General features: G+C 42.8%; 18 protein-coding genes and 1 tRNA gene. All 19 read right to left on the bottom strand.

The genetic code is table 11. From position 1 onward, the window contains the following. Positions 1 to 197 precede the first annotated feature (197 nt). On the bottom strand, positions 198 to 998 hold the full coding sequence (locus DL796_RS10825) for a putative porin (protein WP_110201825.1): 801 nt from the start codon (positions 996 to 998) through the stop codon (positions 198 to 200). A 557-nt stretch (positions 999 to 1555) separates the two neighbouring features. Next, positions 1556 to 1632: transfer RNA gene (locus tag DL796_RS10830), tRNA-Asp, on the bottom strand. A gap of 169 nt (positions 1633 to 1801) precedes the next feature. Then, entirely contained in the window at positions 1802 to 2260 is a 459-nt protein-coding gene (locus DL796_RS10835; RefSeq protein WP_227593063.1) for a YcgN family cysteine cluster protein, read from the bottom strand. Positions 2261 to 2273: 13 nt separating this feature from the next. Beyond that, positions 2274 to 2558 carry a YcgL domain-containing protein gene (locus DL796_RS10840; RefSeq protein WP_110201716.1) on the bottom strand — a complete coding sequence of 95 codons (285 nt, stop codon included), beginning with the start codon at positions 2556 to 2558 and terminating at the stop codon, positions 2274 to 2276. Positions 2559 to 2616: 58 nt separating this feature from the next. Further along, complete coding sequence (rnd, locus tag DL796_RS10845) at positions 2617 to 3771, bottom strand: ribonuclease D (RefSeq protein ID WP_110201717.1); 1155 nt, start codon at positions 3769 to 3771, stop codon at positions 2617 to 2619. Positions 3772 to 3777: 6 nt separating this feature from the next. After that, positions 3778 to 5433 (bottom strand): AMP-binding protein, encoded by a 1656-nt coding sequence (locus tag DL796_RS10850; RefSeq protein WP_110201718.1) that lies wholly within the window; start codon positions 5431 to 5433, stop codon positions 3778 to 3780. A gap of 114 nt (positions 5434 to 5547) precedes the next feature. Continuing rightward, entirely contained in the window at positions 5548 to 6411 is an 864-nt protein-coding gene (locus DL796_RS10855) for an alpha/beta fold hydrolase (protein ID WP_110201719.1), read from the bottom strand. A 410-nt stretch (positions 6412 to 6821) separates the two neighbouring features. Next, positions 6822 to 7721 (bottom strand): MBL fold metallo-hydrolase, encoded by a 900-nt coding sequence (locus DL796_RS10860; protein ID WP_110201720.1) that lies wholly within the window; start codon positions 7719 to 7721, stop codon positions 6822 to 6824. 32 nt (positions 7722 to 7753) lie between these two features. Further along, positions 7754 to 9139: a transglutaminase-like domain-containing protein gene (locus DL796_RS10865; RefSeq protein WP_170114252.1), complete on the bottom strand. Its 1386-nt coding sequence runs from the start codon at positions 9137 to 9139 to the stop codon at positions 7754 to 7756. Further along, positions 9123 to 10583: a Na+/H+ antiporter NhaC gene (gene nhaC / locus DL796_RS10870; RefSeq protein ID WP_110201722.1), complete on the bottom strand. Its 1461-nt coding sequence runs from the start codon at positions 10581 to 10583 to the stop codon at positions 9123 to 9125. Before nhaC ends, DL796_RS10865 begins: the two co-directional genes overlap by 17 nt. A 9-nt stretch (positions 10584 to 10592) precedes the next feature. Then, positions 10593 to 11873, bottom strand: a complete 1281-nt coding sequence (locus DL796_RS10875) for an amidohydrolase family protein (RefSeq protein WP_110201723.1) — start codon at positions 11871 to 11873, stop codon at positions 10593 to 10595. 15 nt (positions 11874 to 11888) lie between these two features. Further along, positions 11889 to 13292 carry an amidohydrolase gene (locus DL796_RS10880; protein WP_196598001.1) on the bottom strand — a complete coding sequence of 468 codons (1404 nt, stop codon included), beginning with the start codon at positions 13290 to 13292 and terminating at the stop codon, positions 11889 to 11891. 26 nt (positions 13293 to 13318) lie between these two features. Further along, on the bottom strand, positions 13319 to 14725 hold the full coding sequence (locus tag DL796_RS10885; RefSeq protein WP_110201725.1) for a sodium-dependent transporter: 1407 nt from the start codon (positions 14723 to 14725) through the stop codon (positions 13319 to 13321). A 474-nt stretch (positions 14726 to 15199) separates the two neighbouring features. Beyond that, complete coding sequence (locus DL796_RS10890) at positions 15200 to 16894, bottom strand: acyl-CoA dehydrogenase family protein (protein ID WP_110201726.1); 1695 nt, start codon at positions 16892 to 16894, stop codon at positions 15200 to 15202. Positions 16895 to 17074: 180 nt separating this feature from the next. Further along, a complete protein-coding gene (locus DL796_RS10895; protein ID WP_406946427.1) occupies positions 17075 to 18766 on the bottom strand; it encodes an alanine/glycine:cation symporter family protein in 1692 nt (563 codons plus the stop codon). A gap of 85 nt (positions 18767 to 18851) precedes the next feature. Then, a complete protein-coding gene (gene dinB, locus DL796_RS10900) occupies positions 18852 to 19970 on the bottom strand; it encodes a DNA polymerase IV (protein WP_110201728.1) in 1119 nt (372 codons plus the stop codon). Positions 19971 to 20051: 81 nt separating this feature from the next. Further along, entirely contained in the window at positions 20052 to 20582 is a 531-nt protein-coding gene (locus DL796_RS10905) for a cytochrome b (RefSeq protein WP_110201729.1), read from the bottom strand. Positions 20583 to 20694: 112 nt separating this feature from the next. Continuing rightward, a complete protein-coding gene (locus DL796_RS10910; RefSeq protein ID WP_110201730.1) occupies positions 20695 to 21675 on the bottom strand; it encodes a hypothetical protein in 981 nt (326 codons plus the stop codon). Positions 21676 to 21815: 140 nt separating this feature from the next. After that, positions 21816 to 23201, bottom strand: a complete 1386-nt coding sequence (locus tag DL796_RS10915) for an ATP-binding protein (RefSeq protein ID WP_227593064.1) — start codon at positions 23199 to 23201, stop codon at positions 21816 to 21818. Between the last annotated feature and the right edge of the window lie 2 nt (positions 23202 to 23203).

Genomic DNA, 23203 nt, shown 5'->3' on the forward strand with positions numbered 1-23203 from the left:
CTATAAAGTATAAGGTTTTTACCTTCTGCTTTTAGAAAGCACCTTAAGGCTTTTGCCATTGGACTTCCCGTATAACAAGTACCTTTAACTTCCCTCTTTATTTAAAAACACAGTTCTACTTAGTGAATTTCCCTCGCGCACAAAAAAGCCGAGGACTAATCCTCGGCTAAATGACTAACTAACAGTTCGAACTAATTTTAGAATTGCGCAGTAAGACCGATAGTGTAAGTGTCGATATCAAAACCGCTGTCATCTTGTGATGAGTAAACGCCGTATAGCGAAATGTTTTGGTCGAAGAAGTGTCTAGCACCAATTTCATACAAATCGTTGTCGTCTAAAGATGCGAATACTGAAGTTGCTTTGCTGAAGTAGTAGCTAGCACCTAAAGACCAGTAGTTGTCCGCGTCTGTGTCTACGATCGAGAACTCAGCAGCTAAGTAATTGTCATCGCCTAGGTGCGTGAAGTACTTAGAAGACAAAGAAACAACGTCTGTGTCGTCATCAGTCGCTAAAGTGAAACCAATGTAATCAGTAGCGTTGATTTGGTGGTTGTAAGCAGCTGAGATGTTGTAAACCGTGTCACCTTCTTCAGGATCTACAGCATCAACGCGTACTAAGAAGTTATCGCTGAACAAGTAACCTAAAGTGAAGTCTGTTGGGTTGTTACCAAACTTGTCGTCAGATAAACCAAGACCTAATAGGAAGTTGTTAACAAAGAACTCACCAGAAGCTTGAGTAACATAGTAATCACCTAAACCGATGTTGCTGTAAGAAGCTTCGATGTTGCTAACTTTGTTGATGTACTCAAACTCGTTGTAAGGACCTAACGCTTTCTTGTTATCGAAGAAGTACTGACCTTCTAGTGATAATGCATCAACTGAACCGCCACCAGCGTCGATGTTGCTGTAAGACAATTCTGAGAACCATTGGTACTCGTTTGCTGATACTGACATTGAAGTTGATAGAATTGCAGCTGCTGTAAGTAATTTAAATTTCACCTTAAAAATCTCCATGTGTGTAGGTGTGTAGATAAGTGGCGCGGATTCTAATCAAAACAATTTCAGTGGTCAACAAAATAATCGCAAATCACTCAGATATATTTTATATATTACATATCCGAAAGCATTCTTTATAAATTAATAAGTTAGGCTAATGAAAGTGTAATAAAAACGCTCAATAAATAGCCTGAAGGCAGCGGAAAGATAAAAATATCTAAGAATATAGATAAGTAAAAGTATTAAGAAAGACAGTTTGTATGAGGCAAAAGTTAAAGCGGGAGTAAGAATGGATTTCTGCCGCAAATTCTACATACACAAAATCTACAGACATAAAAAAAGCAGCTCGAAAGCTGCTTTTAAAATAGTGGCGGAGCGGACGGGACTATCAATAACATCTTTGTTATTGACCACTGCGTGGTCATCGTCGCAGCGCTCCGTTGTTCAAAATCATTCCCGATGATTTTGTCGAACACCGCTCGCGGGTTCTCGCCCCGTTATTAACTGAAAGAAAATATACTGACATAAAAAAAGCAGCCATAAGGCTGCTTTTAAAATAGTGGCGGAGCGGACGGGACTCGAACCCGCGACCCCCGGCGTGACAGGCCGGTATTCTAACCAACTGAACTACCGCTCCACTTTCTCTAGCATGTCACTGAAACTTGTTTGCTAGAGCTTTTTTTGTGTTGGCCTCATCGGTCAACGAGGCGCATATTACTGCCCTTCTTAGATCTCGTCAACTCTTTTTTTAAATTTTATTTACTTTTTTTAAAAAACGTTCAAAACACAAACAAAATGGCTAATTATCAATCAGTTATAGCGATCCACTGGATAATTCGATCTTCAATTTCTTCTTCGTGAACATCGCGCTCACTGACTAACTTTCCTTGTAAACTATGCCCTTCTTTGTGTATTAATTCAGGATCACCACTTAAAAGATGATGCCAACTAGGTAAATCCTCGCCTCGTGCGACGGTTTTATAGGCACAACTCTCAGGTAGCCAATAATAATCTTTCAGCGTTTGTGGCGTAATTTGCACACAATCTGGCACTTTACTCAAGCGATTCTCATAATCCGTACAACGGAGACTATCAGTATCAAGCAAACGACAAGCGACATCTGTTTGCATTAACATAGAGTCAGTTTCATCGAGATACTGAATGCGACAGCATTTACCACAGCCATCACACAAAGATTCCCATTGCTCATGGCTCATCTCATATAACGGCGTATTTAGCCAGAATTTATTACTTGTATTGGTCAATTCAACGCTCGAGTTAGCGAGATATAGGTGCTTTAGAGTTTGCTTCGATTAAACTTGCCAGCTCCTCTTGTGTGGGTGGCATTTGCAAAAAGTAACCCTCACTCTCAAGCTGTGCTTTAAGTTCAGTAATATCAACAAGAGCAAGCTTCTCGCGCTTATCTAAATCAATATGCATCACTAGCTCAGGCTCACCCCACACGCTTCTCAAGCCCTCAGGAAGCTCTTCAAAATCACTGTTATAGGGGATATACAAATAGGTATCAGGCTTTTTGGCGCTTTTATAAACACTGCACATCATAGCGGTTATACTCTCTTAAGATTGTCTCTTTAATGTCGTCTAACCTAATCACTAGAGATTAGGAAAACTCTGCGAGGCGTGCTTCAAACCTATCTTGAAGCAATTCACGTCGCCATTGATTCCAAAATTGATTCGACCTCACTGCTAGGCCTTGCTCAGTCTGAATCACATATTCTAACAAACGTTTGCTGCTTAAGGCTTCTTCTGGGATATCCTGCTCTTTTGCAACAGCGCTGGCCTCTTCTTTCAAAGCTCTAAGCTTTGCCTTCGACTCAGGCAGTTTGTGGAATGCGAGGACCTGCTGAGGCCATTGTTTGCTATCCCCTTTATCCGCTTCGGCGATCAGATTTAAAAGCTCTGAGCCGTATTTTCGAATACTACCTCGGTTGCAACCCAGCTTCAGCAGTAATCCCGTTGTGGGGTTTTGCGTTTGGCACACCTCGAGCAGATGGTGATCTCTAAAGATAAAGGTTTTAGGGATATTAGTCTTTCTGGCTAAAGCCTCTCGCCAAACTGTAACTTTTCTTAAGCGATTGAGTTGCTGCTGACTTAGTCGAAAGGCACCCTTAACTTTTAAATATACCTTATCAAAGTCTTCTAGGTTCGCCACCGCTTGATAAATCGACTCTGTGTCTTCAATAACGAATCCATAGTGGCCCTTCTCCAACAAACGATCGCGTAAACGATAGTAGCAAGGCAACAAAAATTGAACATCTTGTGCAGCATAGATCTTCTGTTCATCACTTAAAGGACGTTTGAGCCAGTCTGTTTTGGTATGTTCTTTATCAAGAGTTAATCCCAAAAAGATATCGACCATATTTCCATAGCCTAGCATCGAGCCAACGCCTGCAATAGAAGCGGCAATCTGTGTATCAAATACAGCTCTTATAGGGAAGCCATAGCTATTGTGTAAAGCTTCTAAGTCTTCGCTACAGCTGTGTAAGACTTTTAACACGTTTTCCGAAGACAAGACTTCACCAAACGAATCAAGAGACTTAACTTCCAAAGGATCGATTAGGTAGACTTCGCTACCATCGAAAACCTGAATTAAAGCTAAGTTATGGAAAAAAGTATTGGTTCGGTCAAACTCAGTGTCTATGGCTAAAACCTCATGTTTTAACCATAGCTGAGACAACTCTTCTAATCTGGACTCGTCAGTTACTAGCTCTACAGAAACTAACTCGGAATGGTGATCTAATTCAAATCGATTCAATATAACCTACTTACGCAATTCCTTACGCAATATCTTGCCAACGTTTGATTTCGGAAGTTCTTCTCTAAACTCCACAACTTTCGGGATTTTATAGCCTGTTAGGTGTTCACGGCAATGCTTAATCAAAGTTTCTTCGTCAATCGACTGATCCTTTTTAACGACAACGATTTTCACCACTTCGCCCTTCACATCATCCGGCTCGCCAATTGCGGCAACTTCGAGCACTCCCGGGTGCAACGCTACAATATCCTCAATTTCATTCGGATAAACGTTAAAGCCCGACACGAGAATCATGTCTTTTTTACGATCAACGATGCGTAAATAACCCTCTTCATCAATTGTCGCCATATCTCCTGTGGCTAACCAACCGTCTTGTAAGACTTCGTCGGTTTCATTCGGTCGGCCAAGATATTGCACCATTACCTGCGGACCTTTAACCCAAAGCTCACCAGGTTCATCGCAGGGTAACTCTTTTCCGTCTTCATCACGAATTTGCACATCAGTGGAAGGTAGCGGTAAGCCGATAGTTCCATTGTATGACTTAGCATCAAGAGGATTCATACTAACAACCGGAGAGGTTTCAGTTAAACCATAGCCTTCCAGCAAAGGTGTCCCCGTTAGCTCTTGCCACCTTTCGGCAACCGCTTTTTGTACCGCCATACCGCCGCCAACTGAGAGCTTTAATTTCGAAAAATTTAAATTTCGGAAACGTTCTTGGTTTAAGAGACCATTAAACAAAGTATTGACCCCAGTTAAAGCCGTAAACGGGTGCTTCTCTAGCGTATTACAGAAATCCTTCATATCACGTGGGTTTGTGACATATATATTGTGGCCAGCAGCCTTAGTGAAGAGCAAGCAGTTCACGCAAAGCGAGAAAATATGATAGAGCGGTAATGCCGTAATAATGGTTTCATTACCCTCATCAAGGAAAGGCCCCATCCAAGCAAAAGTCTGTAGAACGTTAGCCACCATATTTTTGTGGCTCAATACCGCGCCTTTGGCAACACCAGTAGTGCCGCCGGTATACTGGAGAAACGCTGTATCGGAATGCGACACTTCAACCGTTTTAAACTTCTTCTGCGCACCCTTTTCTAGTGCCCCAACAAAGGTTTCCGTTGTCGGTATCGTGGCTTTTGGTACCATTTTTTTAAAGTACTTGACCACAAAGTTTACGATGAAACGCTTTGGCTGAGGGCAGACATCGCCAACCTGAGTCACGATAATATTATCCAACTCAACATCTTTTAAAGACGCCTCAAGCGTGTCAGCAAAGTTAGCAAGGATCACCAGTGATTTAGCGCCGCTATCGTTTAACTGGTGGGATAATTCGCGTGGTGTGTATAAAGGGTTAACATTGACCACAGCTAAACCGGCTTTTAAAGCGCCAAACAAAGCAATTGGGTATTGCAACAGATTTGGCATCATCAAAGCTAGCTTATCGCCTTTACTGAGGCCTAAATCGTTCTGTAAATACGATGCGAAGTCGGTCGCTTTTTGATTCAACTCCGCATAGGTTAATGTAACACCAAGGTTAGTAACAGCTGGCCTTGCGCCATGATTGGCGACAGTTTCATCCAGAATCTCATTAAGATTCGCATACTGATCAATATCAATCGTATGTTTGACGTTTTCGGGATAATTTTTTAACCAGACTTTTTCCATGAACTAACCTACTCTGTATGCGGATCTGTTATTAAGTGTTGGACAAGAAAATTACATGATTCCAAGCCACAAGGCAACTATTCCGACCAGTTACCAACACTTTGCTTCATTTAACTAGCTATTCGACCAAAATTTGATTATTTCTTCAGCAACATTGTCTGCAAACTGCATGTGTAGATGGTGCCCACCATCGAGATCAACGCGCTTTACATTCTTTAAATAATCGAATCGCTTTTCAATTTCAGGATACTCTTCATACAGCCCTTCTTTCGCCATGATTACGAGCACAGGGCATGTAATAGTTTCCATAATGACTTTCATCTGTGCTTCCGTCAATCGCAACCACGACAGATGTTTTAAACGTGAATCGCTTGACCATTGATAACCGTCTTCACACAAAGTCACACCACGCTCGATTAACGGCAGGAGGATATCCACCGGCAACTCACTTACTTGGGCGCGCGCCTTGGCTGCGGTTTCTAAATCTTTAAAATAACGTTTGCGGCTACGCTTTGCTCGGCGTTGTTCAAGAGCTTTTGCCAGTTGTTTAATCGTATTCTCTGGCGAAGTCACAAGAGCACCCAGCGCGTCAATAGAAACGATACTGTCGATCTTGTCTGGGAACACTCCCGCATAGATAGTTGATAAGGCTGCGCCCATGGAGTGAGCCAACAATTTAGGCTTCTCTAGCTTCAGAATATCAATCACACAGTCGATGATAGAAATCCCTGAAATGAATTGGTAGTCAGCAGCTGGATGTAGGTGCTCAGATTGGCCATGACCAGGAAACTCAATGGCGATGAGGCGGTAATTCGTATTATTCGTCAACAAAGGCGCTAGAAAGTGGAAAGTCGCCGCGTTATCAAGCCATCCATGCAGACACAGAACAGGCTCGCCTTCCGGGTTGCCCCACTCTACGACACTAATTTTGTTTTTCTGTATTTCTAACTGATACTCACGATCAAATGTAAAGTGCATGATGTTTTAACTGATTCTACTTACAAGATAAGTCATAACGATATGATAACATTTTATTGATTGTTTTGAGCTTTTTAAAAGAAGCGCTATGTGCGTCTAACTTAGAAAAGCATCTAACCTTTCTTTTTACTAACATCTGGACATATTTTTAAGAAAGCTTCAACAAACGAAAATATTTTACGCATAAAAAACGGGCCATTTGTGATGGCCCGGTATGAGAATTTACTCATCAAAGAGAAGTGACAATGACAACCAAGTCAACAAACAGGCAAGCATTTAAAAATGTGCATATTTGCTACTTGTATAACCTTTGAACACTTCTTGTGAAAATAGTTCCATAAAGTTATAGGAATTACAGAAAAAATTTAGCCTATAAATATAAGCGGCTTCTTTGCTTATATAACAATGCGTTACAGAGCTTTTTTAACAACTTGCTTCAATGGATTGTCTGCAAAGTACTTACCTTTTTCATTAATACCAACGTCTGCTAAAGCCACTTCTGGGTCGTGAGTGAGAAACACTTTACCCTTTCGCTCTTTTAGTGAATCTAGTAAACGTTTCTTCTCATCAATCAAATTCTCAGGAAAGCGATCATAGCCCATGGTGATTGGAAGGTGCATCCAAGGAGCCCCCGGAATCAAGTCTGCAGCAAACACCACAGGGCCAGTAGGTGTGGCAACTTCAGTTATCAGCATTCCTGGAGTATGACCATTTGAAATGTGGAAGCTGTAGTCTGAACCAAGCAAGGAACACGATTCTGCCGTTCCTTCCTGATTAGTCTTAATAATATGTAATCGGTTAGTGTCGAGTAACAAGTCGGTCAACCCTGGGATAAAAGAGGCTCTATCCCGAGGATGTGGGTTTAGTGCTCTTTCCCATGCTTCTTGTCCTACGACAAATTGTGCATTAGGAAATAATAGCTCAGGAGCTTTGTCTTCTTGCCATCTGGTAAGCAAGCCACCTACATGGTCAAAATGCATGTGTGAAAGCACCACAATATCGATATCTTCATGACTAAAACCCGCTTCTTTTAGGGAATCAAGCAAAACATGATGTGACTCTTGAACACCGTACCTATCCTTATACTTAGGCTCAAAAAAAGCTCCTATCCCTGTTTCAAACAAAATAGTTTTGTCGCCATCTTGAACCAACATGGCACGACAAACTAAATCAATGCGGTTTAGCTCATCGACTTCAACCCAGCGTTGCCACAGCGCTTTTGGCGCATTACCAAACATGGCGCCGCCGTCAAGTTTCTGGCTATTGCCATTTATCGAATAGAACGTTTTTGAGCTAGAAGAATGTGACATATAAAACCTAAAAAGACCTGTCTAATGTGTGATTAGTTATAGTGTATCTGTTCAACAGTAAAAACCAAGTCCGTGGCATTTTTTTCGCCGCTGAGGCTAATAGGCAGGTGCCCCGCTGTTGTCTGCATCATATTCCAGGTTGGGTCAACACCACGCCACTCGCCATCTATGAGCACTTCAACCCATTCATGGCCACCAAACTGTTGCTCTTGATCGCCTAAATAAATATAGCCACCGACTGAACGCGCCGGTATTTTGGCGACATTCAACAGCGCGAGCATCAGCTGAGTATACTCAGTGCAATCGCCATACCCATTATCAATAACTTCATCAATACTAAAATTAGTCGGTGTCGCTTTGTAATATAAGTAATTGTGAGTAAAAGTTAGCAGTTGTTTGACTGTTTGTTCCCTATTTTGAGCTTTTGTCACCGCAGGCATTAGTGCTCTAACCTTTTCACTGACCGGACTAAACTTCCAGTCACTGACTAAATTCAGTTCAGCTTTGTAGGTCGAAGCTCTTTGAGTGGTTATGATATTCCCTTCTAATGACGCGCTTGGGTGAACCTGTAGCCAATCTATCGTTCTGGGCTGCATAGAGAGTTTAAGTGCGCTTATCGCCTCAAGCTCACCAATCGGTTGCAACACCTTTAAGCCATTACTGGCATACAAGTCTGTTTGCATTTCGGGGTTAAAGCTTGGTTTTTTATTGCTAGCAATTAGCTCGATACCGCGCCCTCTTGACTGTTTTAAGGTATTACCAGCTAGGTCAAAGGTCATCGCTGAGAGCTCAGAGTTTGGCGCTTGATTGGCTAAGAGGTAGCGTTGGTGTCTGTTATTTGGAATCGCCAGCACAGAAAATGTGTTTTGTGAGGCTTCTAGTGAGTGAGGATCAAGCTTTATATAATCAATAGACTCGCCTTTGTTCGGTTGAGATTCGATAAACTGACGGTGAGCAAAAACATCGGATAATGTGTAGTTAATTGGCGCCTCTACAAAGGTATTTTGACGCTGATTTCGTTTCTGTGTGATCGTAAGCTGCTCGTAATTTTCAAAGCTTGTTGTCATCGTTAGCGCAGGCTCTTGTAGGATAGCTCTGCCCTCAAGAAGTTTAAACGGTGCTTGCTTTGAGAACTTCCAGTCATAACGATAGGAAAACTGCATACGCTTTCCGCGCACCCGCCCCTCGAAATACTCATCATGCCCAACGAGATAGTGTGTAGGGTTTTCATCAAAAGTAAATTTCGACCAACCAACGACCTGCCCCTGCCAGTTTATCTGGAACCATTCGGTAAAGGGTTTTAAGGTGTCAACTTGCCATAAACGGTGAAACGGTAGGAAAGAAGTGGTAGCTAGGAAGCATGCTGCTAAAAAACTGAGTTTTAGCAGCATGGATAAAAGACTATTCGCTTGCTTCATCGCCTTCGATAGGAGTGATTTTGAAGTTGAATAGAGCATAAATGAAGGAAACAAACGGTGTAATCAGATTGAAATAACAATAAATCCAGTAAGCACCTGTAGCTACGCCTAGTGTTCCTGCCATGTATGCACCACAAGTGTTCCATGGAATGAGTGGTGAAGTGATGGTAGCTGAATCTTCTAGCGTTCGAGATAGATTTTTAGCATCAAGCCCACGACGCTTAAATTCCGCTTTATACATCCGACCCGGTAAAACAATCGAGATATACTGATCAGCAGTAATTACGTTCATACCAATACAAGTCGCTAATACTGAGCCGATCAAAGCGCCAGTCGACTTCGCTACGCCAATAACTGTTTTAATCAATTTGTGTAGAAGCCCAGTGACTTCCATGGCCGCACCAAAGCTCATAGCGGTAATAATCAAGAACATGGTGTTGAGCATACTCGTCATACCGCCACGCGATAGTAACTCGTCATATACTTCGTTACCCGTGCTCACCGAAAATCCTGAGAAGAGCGATGTCCAAACACCTTTCAAGTAAACTAAGCCCGTCTGCAACTCTGGCTCATTCACAAAGGTAACAATCACATCAGACTGAAATATAACGGCGAATACTGCAGCCAATAAGGCACCCACTAAAATTGTCGCGATTGCAGGGACTTTTTTAAAGGCTAGGACGAAAACGACTAACATTGGCACTAAGGTCCACAGAGATATATTGAAGTTATCATTCAATAACTGCAAAGTATCCTCTAGCACCAGAACCTGCTCGTTTGCGTCGGCATTGAATCCAATAATTGCAAAAATCACAAACGAAATAATGAGTGCCGGCGTTGTAGTCCACATCATATGACGAATATGAGTAAAAAGGTCTGTACCCGTAACGGCTGGTGCTAGGTTCGTCGTATCTGAAAGTGGCGACATTTTGTCACCAAAATAAGCTCCCGAAATAATCGCACCAGCAGTAATTTCCATCGAAAGACCTAAGCCCTGCGATACACCAATTAAGCCAATACCAACGGTTCCTGCAGTGGTCCAAGAACTACCAATACTGAGCGCAACAATGGCACAAATAGCACAAGTTGCCACATAAAAGTATTCAGGCGAGAGGATCTGTAGACCATAATAAATCATGGTCGGTACAGTACCGGCTAGAATCCAAGAACCAATTAAGGCCCCTACCATTAACAAGATTAGTAAAGCACCGAGCGCTATGCTGATGCCATCGACCACACCTTTTTCGAGTTCTCGCCAGGTTTGTCCGTTTTTCAAACCCACTAACAAGGCAACAGCGGCACAAATAATTAGCGCTATTTGGTTAGCGCCATAGGACGAGTCGCTGCCATATAGATAAACAGAAAATGCTAATAATATTACTAGCAACCCTATCGGCAATAGGGCCTGCAGCATACTCGGTTGGCGGGTCGAAGAATCAGCCATGTAAACCTCTTATTTTCGGTAGAAAGTGTTGTTATCAGTGCTAATATCTTTATAGCGTTGCTCTAAACGCTTAGCACGAGAAGACAAGTCCTGTACTTTCCCATCAATAATGACGGTATCAGCATAAGTCGTCACTTCAAACGGATCCCCCGTCCAAAGGACTAACTCAGCTTTAAAGCCTGGCATTAATTTACCGTAATTACTGGCGCCACCGAAAACTTTAGCCGGTATGCTTGTCACTGCAGCAAGTGCCTTATCGTATGGCATGCCATAAGCGACTGCGTTTCCTGCAGCTTGACGGACGTTGTCAGCGTTGTGTGTAGAGGTCGAGAACATCACTTTCACACCAGCTTTATTTAATAGGCCAGCATTTTCATAACGCTTACCGAGTGACTCAAAACTGCTTGGAATATTGTCCATTGGATCAACAATAACCGGTACATTTGCTTTAGCAATTTCGTCAGCAACTTTCCAACCTTCTGCCACACCAGAAAGCACTAGTGAAATATTGTGACTCTTAGCGAAATCAAGCATGGTTAAAATATCGTTGGCTCTATTCACGCTGACGACTAAAGGAATCTCTTTGGTCAAAACGCGATTTAATGCTTCCAAATCGGCCAAGCTATAATCAAGTTGGCGATATTCCCCGCGCTTAACTGCTTCTTTATTTACAGCGTATTCTTTTGCTTGGGCAAAAGATTTGTTCAACTCATGCAACGCGCTAGCGCGTGAACCACCTGACAAGTGTGCAGCATGCTCACCATAAGTGGCAAAAATAGCAACGTCGCTCAGGATAAGCGAGTCATAATCACCCGTCATATCCATGATCGCGCCATAACCAGCAAAAACAGACTTGCCGTTATAAGGCTTAATCAGAGTACGAGTAACACCGCCTTCGCGGTTCATTGGGATTAGCGTCGACTTGGCATTAAATACATCGCTAACTCTGAACGATGCACCGCTGTTTTCAAGTTCTGTGCCTGAGTCGCGAGTACCTTCAATCGCACCAATTTCAACCAAACCAATTTGGTTCTCTAATGCAAAAATACCTGAGGTAACAACTTTACCTTTACCATCAACCACTTTCGCACCACTAGCAGAGATTCCCTCGCCAATGTTACGAATAAGGCCGTCTTCGATAAGTACATCAGCGTTCTCGAGAGTCCCCGCCGATGTCATGGTGTAAACTTTAGCACCTTTAATAAGGATACTTTCTGCCTGTGCTTGGTTGTGGCTGCCTGCTCCAACAACCAGCGCCATAATGGCTAAGCTTTTTAATAACTTGCTCATAATAAACTCTCCTGGTTAGTTAGATTCAGTATCAATAGTGGTCAGCTTGAAATCGCTAACTGGCTGAAATTGCTCGTTATTGCGATCAAACATTAAGGCACCATCGACATAGACTTTTTCAGCTTTAGTGTAGACGCTGAATGGATTACCGTCCCAAAGAACGATATCCGCCATCTTGCCCTCTTCTAGTGAGCCGGTCTTTTCTTCCACACCAATCGCTTTAGCAGCATTAATCGTGATCCACTTAATGGCGTGCTCTGGCTTGATATCCATTCCCAGGCGATTGCCTGAAGTCATGGCCTTTGCCGCTTCTTTATTCAAATGCTGAATTACCGTAGCAGAGTCTGAGTGAACAACTGCGCATGCATCTGCTTTATCAACCAGTGCAACGTTAGATTCAACCATGTCGTAAGCTTCTTGCTTAAAGCCCCACCAATCTGACCATAGCGCCGAGCAAACGTCGTTTTCAGCTAACTTATCAGCGATCTTATAGGCTTCCACACCGTGATGGAAAGTTGTGACTTTAAAATCGAATTCTTTCGCAATTTCCATCATCACCAGCATTTCGTCAGCACGGTAACAGTGGTTTTGAATAAGGATTTCACCACGAAGTACACCAGCTAAGCTTTCTAAGCGCAGGTCGCGTTTTGGCGGCTTACCATTACCTAAACCAGACTCGTACTCATCCCACTTTTCCATGTAGTCTTTAGCAGCGATCCAGGATTTACGATATCCAGCGACATTGCCCATACGCGTCATCGGTGCTTGGCCTTTGCTGCCATAAACACGCTTAGGGTTTTCACCACAGGCCATTTTTAAACCGTATGGCGCTTCTGGGAACTTCATTTCCATCACAGAGCGACCAGGAACATTTTTCAAAGTCACACCGCGACCACCAACTAAGTTGGCAGAACCCGGTAAAATTTGTAATGACGTAACGCCACCCGCCAATGCCAGCTGGAATTGCGGGTCTTGTGGCCAAACTGAGTGCTCAGCCCAAACATCAGCAGTCACTGGAGCTGTCATCTCATTACCATCGGCACTCGACTGTACACCGGGAGCTGGATAAACACCAAGGTGCGAATGCACATCGATAATACCAGGTGTCACCCACTTACCTTCAGCATCAATCACTTCAAGATTATCGTCGCTTGGTGCTTCAACGTCAGTCCCAACGGCAACAATTTCACCCTCTGAGAATAAAACGCTACCGTTTTCGATTTTTTCACCGGTTGCGGTAAGAATGGTCGCGTTTTTAATTAAGACAGGATGATACTCACGTACCTCATACTGTGAAACAAAGGCCTGACTATCAGAATCCTTCGGGTGAGATGCTGGCTCATCTTCGCCACATCCAACCAAAAAAGCAGCCCCGACAAAGGCTGCTAAGAAGGATTTTGAGAATTGCATTACTTTCATAAACATAATCCCAAAACTAAAGTGAATTAAAAGACTTGGATTCCAAAGAATCTCTCTAAAACAGTTATTATAGTAATAGTCCCTAAAATTAGCGGGCAGAAAATCATTACCGCAAAGTTAATGTAGTTCAATAACCATTTGCTTTGCGTCGCTCGCCCTTCCATCAATTCTGCGTTCAAATTATTCTTTTTCCAAATATATGCTGTAAAAATAGCAATAAAGGTACCACCAAGCGGAAGGAAAGTATCACTCGCGATTAACTCCACAAAGTCCATGAAGGATGCGCTAGCTTCTTGACCATCTTTATAGAGCGTCATAAAGCTCGACAACCAATCAACCGCACCGTGACCAAGTAATGAAGGAATACCTAACAAGAAGATAAAACCAGCTGTTCCCCATACGGCTACAGGTCGTTTAATTTTCTTTTCATCGACCAAATAAGCAACAGGAACCTCTAATAAAGATACCGTTGAAGTTAGAGCCGCAAAAGATAATAACAAGAAGAAAACAGCGCCGATAACTTTACCCAGCAATGGCCCTAAACTTTCAAAAACACCTGGTAGCGTCATAAAAATTAAGCCAGCACCGCCAGACACGTCATCCATGTTGCCTGCACTTAAGAAAGCCACGAATGGGAAAATCATAAGACCAGCTAAGAAAGCAACGGAAACGTCTGTAATGGTAATTAAAGCAGCCGAGCGAACAATGTCTTGTTTGCGTGAAACGTATGAGCCGTAAGTGATTAAGGCGCCCATACCTAAAGATAACGAGAAGAATGCTTGGCCTAGTGCCGAATAAATCACCTCGCCAGTAATCGCTGAGAAGTCTGGTACTAAGTAATACTTAATACCTTCCATAGCGTTATCAAGCGTGAATGAGTAAATCATCAAGCCAATGATCATGGCGAATAAGCTTGGCATCAAAATTTTAGCCGCTTTTTCAATCCCGCCTTTAATACCGCGAGAAACGATAAAAGCAGTTACTGCCATGAACACTATTCCATAAAGGAAAATATGATGCCAATCGGCAATAAAGGCACCAAATTTTTCAGGAGACTGAAAATCGAAGTTGCCCTGAGCCATTTCTAGGAAGTAACCAAAAGCCCAACCAGCAACAACGTTATAGAATGACAGAATGAAAACACCAGCTAGAATCCCTAGCAATCCAATCCACGCCCAGTTCTTATGGCCAAGCTTTTTAAAAGCGCCAACCGCATTAAGCTGGGTTTTACGACCGATTGCTATTTCAGAAATCATAACTGGAAAGCACAGCAAGAAGCAGAATGCCAAGTAAATAACTACGAAAGCGGCACCGCCACCGTCACCTACTTCGAATGGGAATTTCCAGATGTTGCCAAGACCTACAGCCGAACCAGCCGCAGCTAATACAAACCCTAAGCGAGAGTTAAATTGACCTCTACTATTTGTCGCCATTATGCCTACCGTTTAATTTGATTTTATTAGATCGGTTACACACTCTATTCACGCCCTTGATATCAACGATGACACAATGAGCTAACGAAAATAAACCCAGAGGATGCTTGTTCAGTATGGCCAATAATTGGGTAGTCAGCCAAAAACAAGACACACGCTAGCGAGCTTAGTTAACGTTTATATTCATAGAACCACTATTTAACAACTCTTTTATGACCCGCTTTAGTAGCGAGAATTTTTTATAAAGTGGGTAACAGATCTTTGTTAGAACCCGATCCTAGCCGCTAATAACACCATATTTAGACTTATCACTCAAGTAGTGCGGGATAAATCCTAGTAATTTTTGCTGTAATTCAAGCTGTTAGGTTAATTCTTGTGCAGAATTAATGTGGAAAATGCAATGAAGGCATGAAAAAGCCCCACGTGAGTGAGGCTTTAGAAGTGTTATGACTTGGAACTCTCAATGATCGCTTACTAGTAAAGTTCGCTTTCAATACTCGCCTTAAGACCCAATGTTCTTGGTAAGACTCGCTTAAAGAAAAAGTCAGACTTATCGTCAAGCTCGCCTTTAGCAGCAACCTCCATCTTTAACCAAAGGTAGGCGTAAGTAACAAGTGCTACATAGTGCAAGTAGTCGCACGCAATCAACTGTGGCATATCTGGTTTATCAGCACTTTTAGAGATAATAGTCGTCGAAAGTTCTTTAAGCTCGCTTAAATGCCTAATGACTTTATCTTTATGATCTGATGCTGGCAACGACTCTAAATCCGCATTGATTTCCGATAAGAAAGTATCTAAAAACTCACCTTTACTGCCAATCAGCTTTCGACCGACTAAATCTAAAGCTTGAATACCGTTAGTGCCTTCGTAGATTTGAGCAATTCGACAGTCGCGAACATGCTGCTCCATGCCCCACTCTCTGACATAACCGTGGCCACCGAAAACTTGCTGTCCAATGGTACAGGTTTCATAGCCTGCATCGGTAAAATAGGCTTTGGCAATAGGCGTTAACCACGCCGACATTACATCTGCAACCTTAACGGCTTCTTTGTCTTCGCTATGGAAAGCAACATCTAAATAACTACCCAACCAAACACCTAGCGCACGACCACCTTTATTAAAAGATTCCATGGTGTTTAACATACGCTGTACATCACCGTGCTTGATTAATGGTGCAGGAGCTTCACCGTCAGTCGCCTTACCCTGCAAGCGTTCGTTGGCATATGTATTGGCCTGCTGATACGACATTTCGCCAAGACCGATGCCTTGAATACCGATAGATAAACGTTCGAGATTCATCATGGTAAACATACAAGCTAGACCGCGGTGTGGCGGGCCTATTAGCCAACCTTTGGCGTTATCCATGTTCATAACACAAGTCGATGATGCTTTAATGCCCATCTTATGCTCAATCGAACCACAAACAATACCGTTTCGTTCACCTAGAGAGCCGTCATCGTTGACTAAAAACTTCGGTACTAAGAATAAACTGATACCTTTTGGGCCCGCAGGAGCATCAGGCAAGCGCGCTAACACTAAGTGAATAATGTTTTCTGACATGTCATGCTCGCCACCAGTAATAAAAATCTTAGAGCCCTCAATGGAGTAACTACCATCATCATTCGGCTCTGCTTTGGTTTTGAGCAGCCCCAGATCTGAGCCAGCGTGTGCTTCGGTTAAACACATAGAGCCTGACCATTTGCCGCTGATTAAATTGGGTAAGTATTTTTCTTTGGTCGCATCATCGGCATGAGCTTGCAGGAGCTGTGTTGCGCCACCAGTTAAACTGCCGTATAGGCAAAATGAAGTATTTGCCGAATAGAACATTTCTTCGATAAGAACGTGTAACGCTTTAGGTAAGCCCTGACCACCATAGTTAGGATCGGCAGTAATCGACTGCCAGCCACCCTCTACATACGCTTGATAGGCTTCTTTAAATCCTTTAGGTGTAGTTACAACACCATCTTCAAAGTGACACCCTTCTTCATCACCTGAGCGGTTAATTGGTTGCAATACGCCAGTGGCAAACTTCCCCGCCTCTTCTAGAATGGCGTGATATAAGTCCTCGTCAAAGTCTGAAAAATCAGCAATATGGCCTAATCGTTTTGTCAGTGAAAAGACATCTCTAACAAGAAACATCATGTCATCTACAGGGGCTTGATATTGCATACTTTCTCCTACTCTTGCGGGTTATTTGAATTCAATAAAGACCATAACTTAAGCTATGGTCTGACCAGCTTAGTATAGGAAATATAATTTACCCTTGTCTAGCCTAGATTACTAATAAATAGCGCTGCATAAAAAAAGCCCTAACAATTGTCAGGGCTTTCTATTAATAGTTAAGGAAGATTATTTGGGATTCTCTTTGCGGAAATCAGACCAATAATCTTTAACCGTTTTCTTCATATCTTTGTGTAACAGCATGATTCCTATTAAGTTCGGAATCGTCATCATTACAATAGCCACGTTGGCCAACGCCCACACAACAGTCGTATCGACAACCGCTGCTAAAGCGAACATAGCAACGTAGAAGACGCGATAAACATGAACACCTTTAGAGCCAAACAGATAGGTTACCGCTCTATCGCCATAATAGGACCAAGCGATAGCCGTCGTAAACGCGAACAGCAATAGCCCTAGTGAAACGATGTATTTACCATTCTCGCCTAAGAAACCTCGTGTAAAGGCTTCCGCTGTTAAACTTGCCGAATGGAGTAGCGACTTACCTTCTACCACGATTTCAGGATTTTCCAATCGTCCATCTTTGACGGTGAGTTCGCCAGTAATCGGTGTTGACTTTAAACTTTCATCTTCATACTGGTGATAAGTTACGTCTTCAGCAATAGAGCGAGCATTGATTAATGTAAAGCCATCTGAGATCGCCACACCGTCTTGAATAGAGATACTGCCGTTAAAGCGCTTCACTTCGGACGTTTTCTCAGTCTTGCGGTCAAGGAATATTTGTAACTGTTTTACGTCACTCTCACTGGAGTCAGAGTACTCGCCTGCGACAAAGATCATATCGTTTCGATCAAAGGTATTTTGATGCTTGTCTTTCCAAACCCCCGACGAAAGAATTACTAGTGCCGTCAAAGTACAAATAATCAGCGTATCAATAAACGGTTCAAGCAATGACACCATACCTTCTGACGCTGGCTCTTTGCCCTTCGCCGCTGAGTGCGCAATTGCTGCTGAACCTTGACCCGCTTCGTTCGAGAATAAGCCACGGTTAACACCACGCTGCATGGCGTAAGCAAAGCTAGCGCCTAAGAAACCACCAACCGCAGCTGAGCCGGAGAAAACACTTCCGATAATAGCTGAGAAAGAAGGAACGATGTTTTGATAGTTATAGATAATAACCAGCAATGCACCGATAACGTAAAGAACTGCCATGAAAGGTACGACTCTTTCCGCCACTTTAGCAATACGTTTAATACCACCAATAATCACCATCGCTAGCAAAATCGCGAGAACCACACCAGTGATCCAGTTTGGGATCAAGAAAGTATCGTTCATTACCTGAGCAATGTTGTTAATCTGTGGCATGTTACCCGTACCAAAAGAACTGATAATCGTCGCTAGCGCGAAAATCACCGCTAACCACTTCATATTCAGTTTCTTTTCCATATAGTACATCGGGCCACCAGCCATGGTGCCGTCTTCAGTTTTTTCACGGTATTTGTGAGATAAGGTAACCTCAACAAACTTCGTGGTCATACCTAAAAACGCAGTAACCCACATCCAGAAAATCGCCGCAGGACCACCCATAAAGATAGCCAGTGCAACGCCACCGATATTACCCGTACCAACGGTGCCTGATAGCGCTGTTGATAAGGCGGCGAAGTGAGACGTATCGCCTGGATCTGAGCTCTTGCTGTATTTACCTTTTACGATTCTGACTGCTTGCCCGAAGTAACGAACCTGCGGTAAACCTAGATAAATAGTGAAAAATAAACCGACGCCAATTAATAAAAACGGAAAGTAATCCGCTGAACCAAGAAATCCGTCTAGATAATCCAGTCCACTCTTAATTGTTTCAATAATGTCCAAAAATCTTCCCCATGCTACTTATAAGTTAAAATTATCGGCTAACCTTACCACTATGAGAAATGCTTGGCTAGTCACTTTATTCATCAAATTCATCATCAAAAGCCCCGTCTAAGTACTCCAGAGGCAGCTGCACAAAGTGAGTAGATTCGGCGTTTTGGAAGCGAACTCCGAGTCCTAATAAGCGAACCGATTTCTCCCTACGATGAAAGCCCTCATCCATTAATTCATAAAATAATTCATCGCTCACTCCAAAGCTTGTTCGCTCCACAGTGGTTGCCGTAAAGTCACTAAACTTCAATTTAACAAACATTTTATTCACTGGCGCATCGACTTTTGAGCGAGCCAGACGTTGCTTTAATGTGGTCAATAATTTAGGGATTTCAGACTGACAATCGTCGAGCGTGTATAAATCTTTATCGTAGGTATTTTCGACGCTTAGCGACTTACGTGGATAATGCGTAATCACAGCTCGGTTATCAATTCCGCGCGATAAATAATACAAACTGCGACCAAAAGCGCCAAACTTTCGCGTAAGTTCCAATAACTCAAGCGATTGCAAATCCTTACAAGTATAAATACCCATGTTATGAAGCTTTTCTGTGGTCTTTTTGCCAACCCCAGGGATTTTCTTCACCTCCAAATCGAGCATAAAGGAGTCGACTGCCGAGGGCTCTATAACAAACTGTCCATTTGGCTTTTTCCAATCAGATGCCACTTTAGCCAAAAATTTATTCGGCGCAACGCCCGCTGAAGCCGTTAACTCGAGCTCTTGATAAATATCATGGCGTATGGCTTGCGCAATATAAGTGGCGCTTCCTTTATAGTGCGAAGATTCGGTCACATCCAGAAAAGCTTCGTCTAAAGATAGGGGCTCAATAAGCGGTGTATACTTTGCAAAAATAGAGCGAATCACCTTGGAGTCATGGCGATACTTGTCAAAGTTCGGCGGCACAATAATCAGATTTGGGCATAACCGCTTGGCGTGGGCCGAAGCCATTGCGGAGTGAACGCCATAGCTTCGAGCTTCATAATTACACGTAGCGATCACCCCACGCTTGTCTGGCGATCCACCAACAGCCACGGCAGCACCGCGTAGCAATGGATCATCCCGCATCTCAATGGCTGCATAAAAGCAGTCCATATCCACGTGGATAATTTTTCGATTTGTTGGGGTGTCAGACAAGGGTTCAGGCATGGCCTTATTTTATGACGGAACTGGAGCCTTGTCATGGAATGAAATGATAGTAGCCCCGAAAACACTCGAGGCTATTAGATATTACTTACCCCACATACGTGGAATAACACTTGTTTTATCGCTCTTTTGTCGCCAAAACGCCATCATGATATGTCCCACAACTAGCGCTAGTAAAATCCAACCGAGAGTGCTGTGGAAGTCACTCCCTAAGTCAATCATCCAACGAATTTTCTCACCTTCAAAGCCAGAAAATACAGGAATGCCAAAAGGCTCAAAACTTCTACCCGCACCATATTGGCGGAATAAAGCTACCACTGGCACGGCAATTAATAGCAAATACATGCTTGCATGGCCTAGCTTTGCTAAAAGGTTAACCGACTCCGGTCTTCTCTTCACATTCAGCAATGCCCAAACAAGACGTAACACCATCAACACAAGAATTAAAAACCCAACAGGCTTATGCGTTGGCCAGAAAAAAGCCTCAATGGATGTATCTTCAAAGAAAAAACGAGCAGCAGCACTTAGAAACTGCCAAAGTATCAATAAGGCCAATCCCCAGTGTAATATACGGCTTACTTTACCGTAGCGCTGATTATTGTCTTTTATCGTCATTGTAGTAGAACCCCAAAATTATAAAGGTTGAAAATACTACACCAGCCTTTTCTAAAATACTAGAACCGAGATGGCAACAAGCCCATTAACACTGCTCGACTTAAAGAGATGTTTAGCGTAGTTGCTCCAAACTGGATTCTAACTCTTGTATAAAGGCCTGTGGCGAATCAAGCCCCAGATAAATCAACTTGCCAGAGATGAGTTTTAGCTCGATATTGGGAGTGCCTGCTAAATTATAGCGCTTAACAAGGCTTGCTCTAGGGATGTACCCAGAATTATAGCTGACACTATCAATCTGGTTGAAAGGAACTGTTAGAGGATTATATATCCCATACCTAATAATAAGACTGTTCGAGGTAATCGATACAGGCCGGATGGCAACAGCTCTGTACTCGGCAAAGAAGAACACAAGCCCTAAAAGGGTTAGGAGAGTAACTATGTTGGCAGCTAGTGGCGACCAAATGAAGTGTAGCAATAAGTGAACAATGGGCAGCTCGAACAAAATAATAATGATAAAACCGAGTAAGTTGCTCTGAGTGCCATCTTTTAGGTGGTAACTAAAGTGCTTACAGCCAAGGAAGTTGCTACGTCTAATTTTTTTGGAGAATAAAGCATAAGTCCAAACTCTTGCTTCAAACGAAAGAATATCGCTAATAACACCCTTTCCTATGATTTTTTCAATCGGCTTTGATATGGCTAGATCTGGATCTTGCTGTATCGACAGTGACGCCTTTATAGCAAAGATAACCGTTATAATAGTGGTTATCTCAGCTACAACAAACAAAGCCAGAGCAACATAACGTCCCGTTTCAAGGTAATTCCATATTAACTTCGAACTTTCTGGAATGATGAAGCTTCCTAATAGAATAATTAAGCAACTGTAAACAACAGCCTTGAATGCGGCTTCTTTTTTGTCTTTGATAAAGATGAAGCATAAAACAGGTAACACGATCAGTCCGTCAATCAATAACAACCATTCGGGCTTAGTAGTGCCGAAATCATTCAAAAAGGTCGAACTTTGGTAGTAATATGTCCAAAAGCCAGAAATTACTAGAAGAAAAAACAGCGGGACTTTTTGCTTTATTGACTTCACCTTGCCTCCTTATACTTTCGCTAACAGTTTTAGCGCAACAGCAGATGACAAAATGATTTTAGCTTAAAAGCTCACTTAGAGGATAGAGAAAGTAAGCTTGAATTGGTAAAGAAATGTGTACGGGAAAATTTTATTTATCGTCAGAAGCGTAACTGCATAAGAGCGCCGCCTAGCTCGCTAGTATCAATCTCAATTTGACCGTTATAAGCAGCAACAATTTCTTTAACTACGGACATACCAATCCCCTGCCCTTCAACGGTCTCATCAAGGCGCTTGCCACGCGATAAGATGGCGAGCCTGACTTTTTCAGGAACTCCGGGGCCATCATCTTCAACACTAATGACAACCTTACCATTCACCCTTTCGCCGCGTACGCGAACTTTTGATTCCGTCCACTTACAAGCGTTATCAAGAACATTTCCGAACACCTCATAAAAATCACCTTCATCAAGCGCGATGGTCAGGCCATGTTCTATCTCAACATCAATAGCTAAACGTTTCTCGTGATAGACCTTCGATAAGCTTGTTGTGATTTTTTGCATTGCCGGCTCAACTTCCATTGAGCGCATCATTACCTGTGGACCACTAGTAGCTCTTTGTAATTGATAAGCTACAATCTGATCCATTCTCGAGATTTGTTCGGAGCAAATATTAGAAAGCTCTTCTGCATCATGGCTTTTATTTTGCAGAGCCGTGTGCATTACGGCGAGTGGCGTTTTTAGACTATGGGCAAGATTCCCTAACGTTTCTTTATAGCGCTTACTTTGGTGGCGTTCGTTATGAATAAAGCGGTTAATACTCTCGGTTAAGGTCTGTAACTCTTGGGGATATCGTTCAGATAGCGTGTTTAATAACCCTCTTTCGATTTGGCGCAACTCTTTAACAGCTCGACGAATAGGCCTTAACGTCCAGCGCATAACCGCAAACAGTATCACTAGCAGTGATAACGCCATAATCGATAACCAAAACCAAAGTTGGGTACGATAAGCTGAAATTACTTGATCGAAGGGTCTTTTATTCTCAAGGATGACAAAGTGGTATAAAGAGACAGCACCTTCGGGAGACTCCCACTCTGCGATGTAATGGAATCGGAAGTACTCAGTCTCATCCATAGTAATTTCAGCCAAGGTCCCTTCGCCTGGCAAACTTAACGGAAGTGGAACCTTGTGTTGCTCTTGATCATAGCGTGCAGATAGAGACTTCCATAGAAGGCTTTCCGTTTCGTCATAAACCAGCGCCGAAAGCCCGCTGTTGTATTGGTTAAAGCGTTTGTCGCTTGGAATTTCTTCGGGAATAAAAAGATCGCCAGCTTCAATCTCTTCAGCGTAAGATAGCAAACTATAAAACTGGGCGTATAGACGTTCAAAAGTGGCTTGTCTAATACCTGTCTTATACGAGTCCAACAACACAAAACTCATCGCAGCAATAAAAAATACCAGCACAATACTGGTATTTAATAGCAATCGTCGCTGTAGCGAATAATGCGATTTGTCGATATTGGACTTACTTACAGACTTTTCAGCCACGT

It is taken from the genome of Kangiella spongicola, assembly GCF_003194565.2.
Classification (GTDB): Bacteria; Pseudomonadota; Gammaproteobacteria; order Enterobacterales; family Kangiellaceae; genus Kangiella; species Kangiella spongicola.

Excerpts from the sequence above, each read along its gene's own strand:
- DL796_RS10890 (WP_110201726.1), bottom strand. The coding sequence starts at position 16,894 with ATGCAATATCAAGCCCCTGTAGATGACATGATGTTTCTTGTTAGAGAT.
- dinB (WP_110201728.1), bottom strand. The coding sequence starts at position 19,970 with ATGCCTGAACCCTTGTCTGACACCCCAACAAATCGAAAAATTATCCAC.
- DL796_RS10875 (WP_110201723.1), bottom strand. The coding sequence starts at position 11,873 with ATGAGCAAGTTATTAAAAAGCTTAGCCATTATGGCGCTGGTTGTTGGA.
- DL796_RS10865 (WP_170114252.1), bottom strand. The coding sequence starts at position 9,139 with ATGAAGCAAGCGAATAGTCTTTTATCCATGCTGCTAAAACTCAGTTTT.
- DL796_RS10850 (WP_110201718.1), bottom strand. The coding sequence starts at position 5,433 with ATGGAAAAAGTCTGGTTAAAAAATTATCCCGAAAACGTCAAACATACG.
- nhaC (WP_110201722.1), bottom strand. The coding sequence starts at position 10,583 with ATGGCTGATTCTTCGACCCGCCAACCGAGTATGCTGCAGGCCCTATTG.
- DL796_RS10860 (WP_110201720.1), bottom strand. The coding sequence starts at position 7,721 with ATGTCACATTCTTCTAGCTCAAAAACGTTCTATTCGATAAATGGCAAT.
- DL796_RS10840 (WP_110201716.1), bottom strand. The coding sequence starts at position 2,558 with ATGATGTGCAGTGTTTATAAAAGCGCCAAAAAGCCTGATACCTATTTG.
- DL796_RS10885 (WP_110201725.1), bottom strand. The coding sequence starts at position 14,725 with ATGGCGACAAATAGTAGAGGTCAATTTAACTCTCGCTTAGGGTTTGTA.
- DL796_RS10880 (WP_196598001.1), bottom strand. The coding sequence starts at position 13,292 with ATGAAAGTAATGCAATTCTCAAAATCCTTCTTAGCAGCCTTTGTCGGG.
- DL796_RS10905 (WP_110201729.1), bottom strand. The coding sequence starts at position 20,582 with ATGACGATAAAAGACAATAATCAGCGCTACGGTAAAGTAAGCCGTATA.
- DL796_RS10855 (WP_110201719.1), bottom strand. The coding sequence starts at position 6,411 with ATGCACTTTACATTTGATCGTGAGTATCAGTTAGAAATACAGAAAAAC.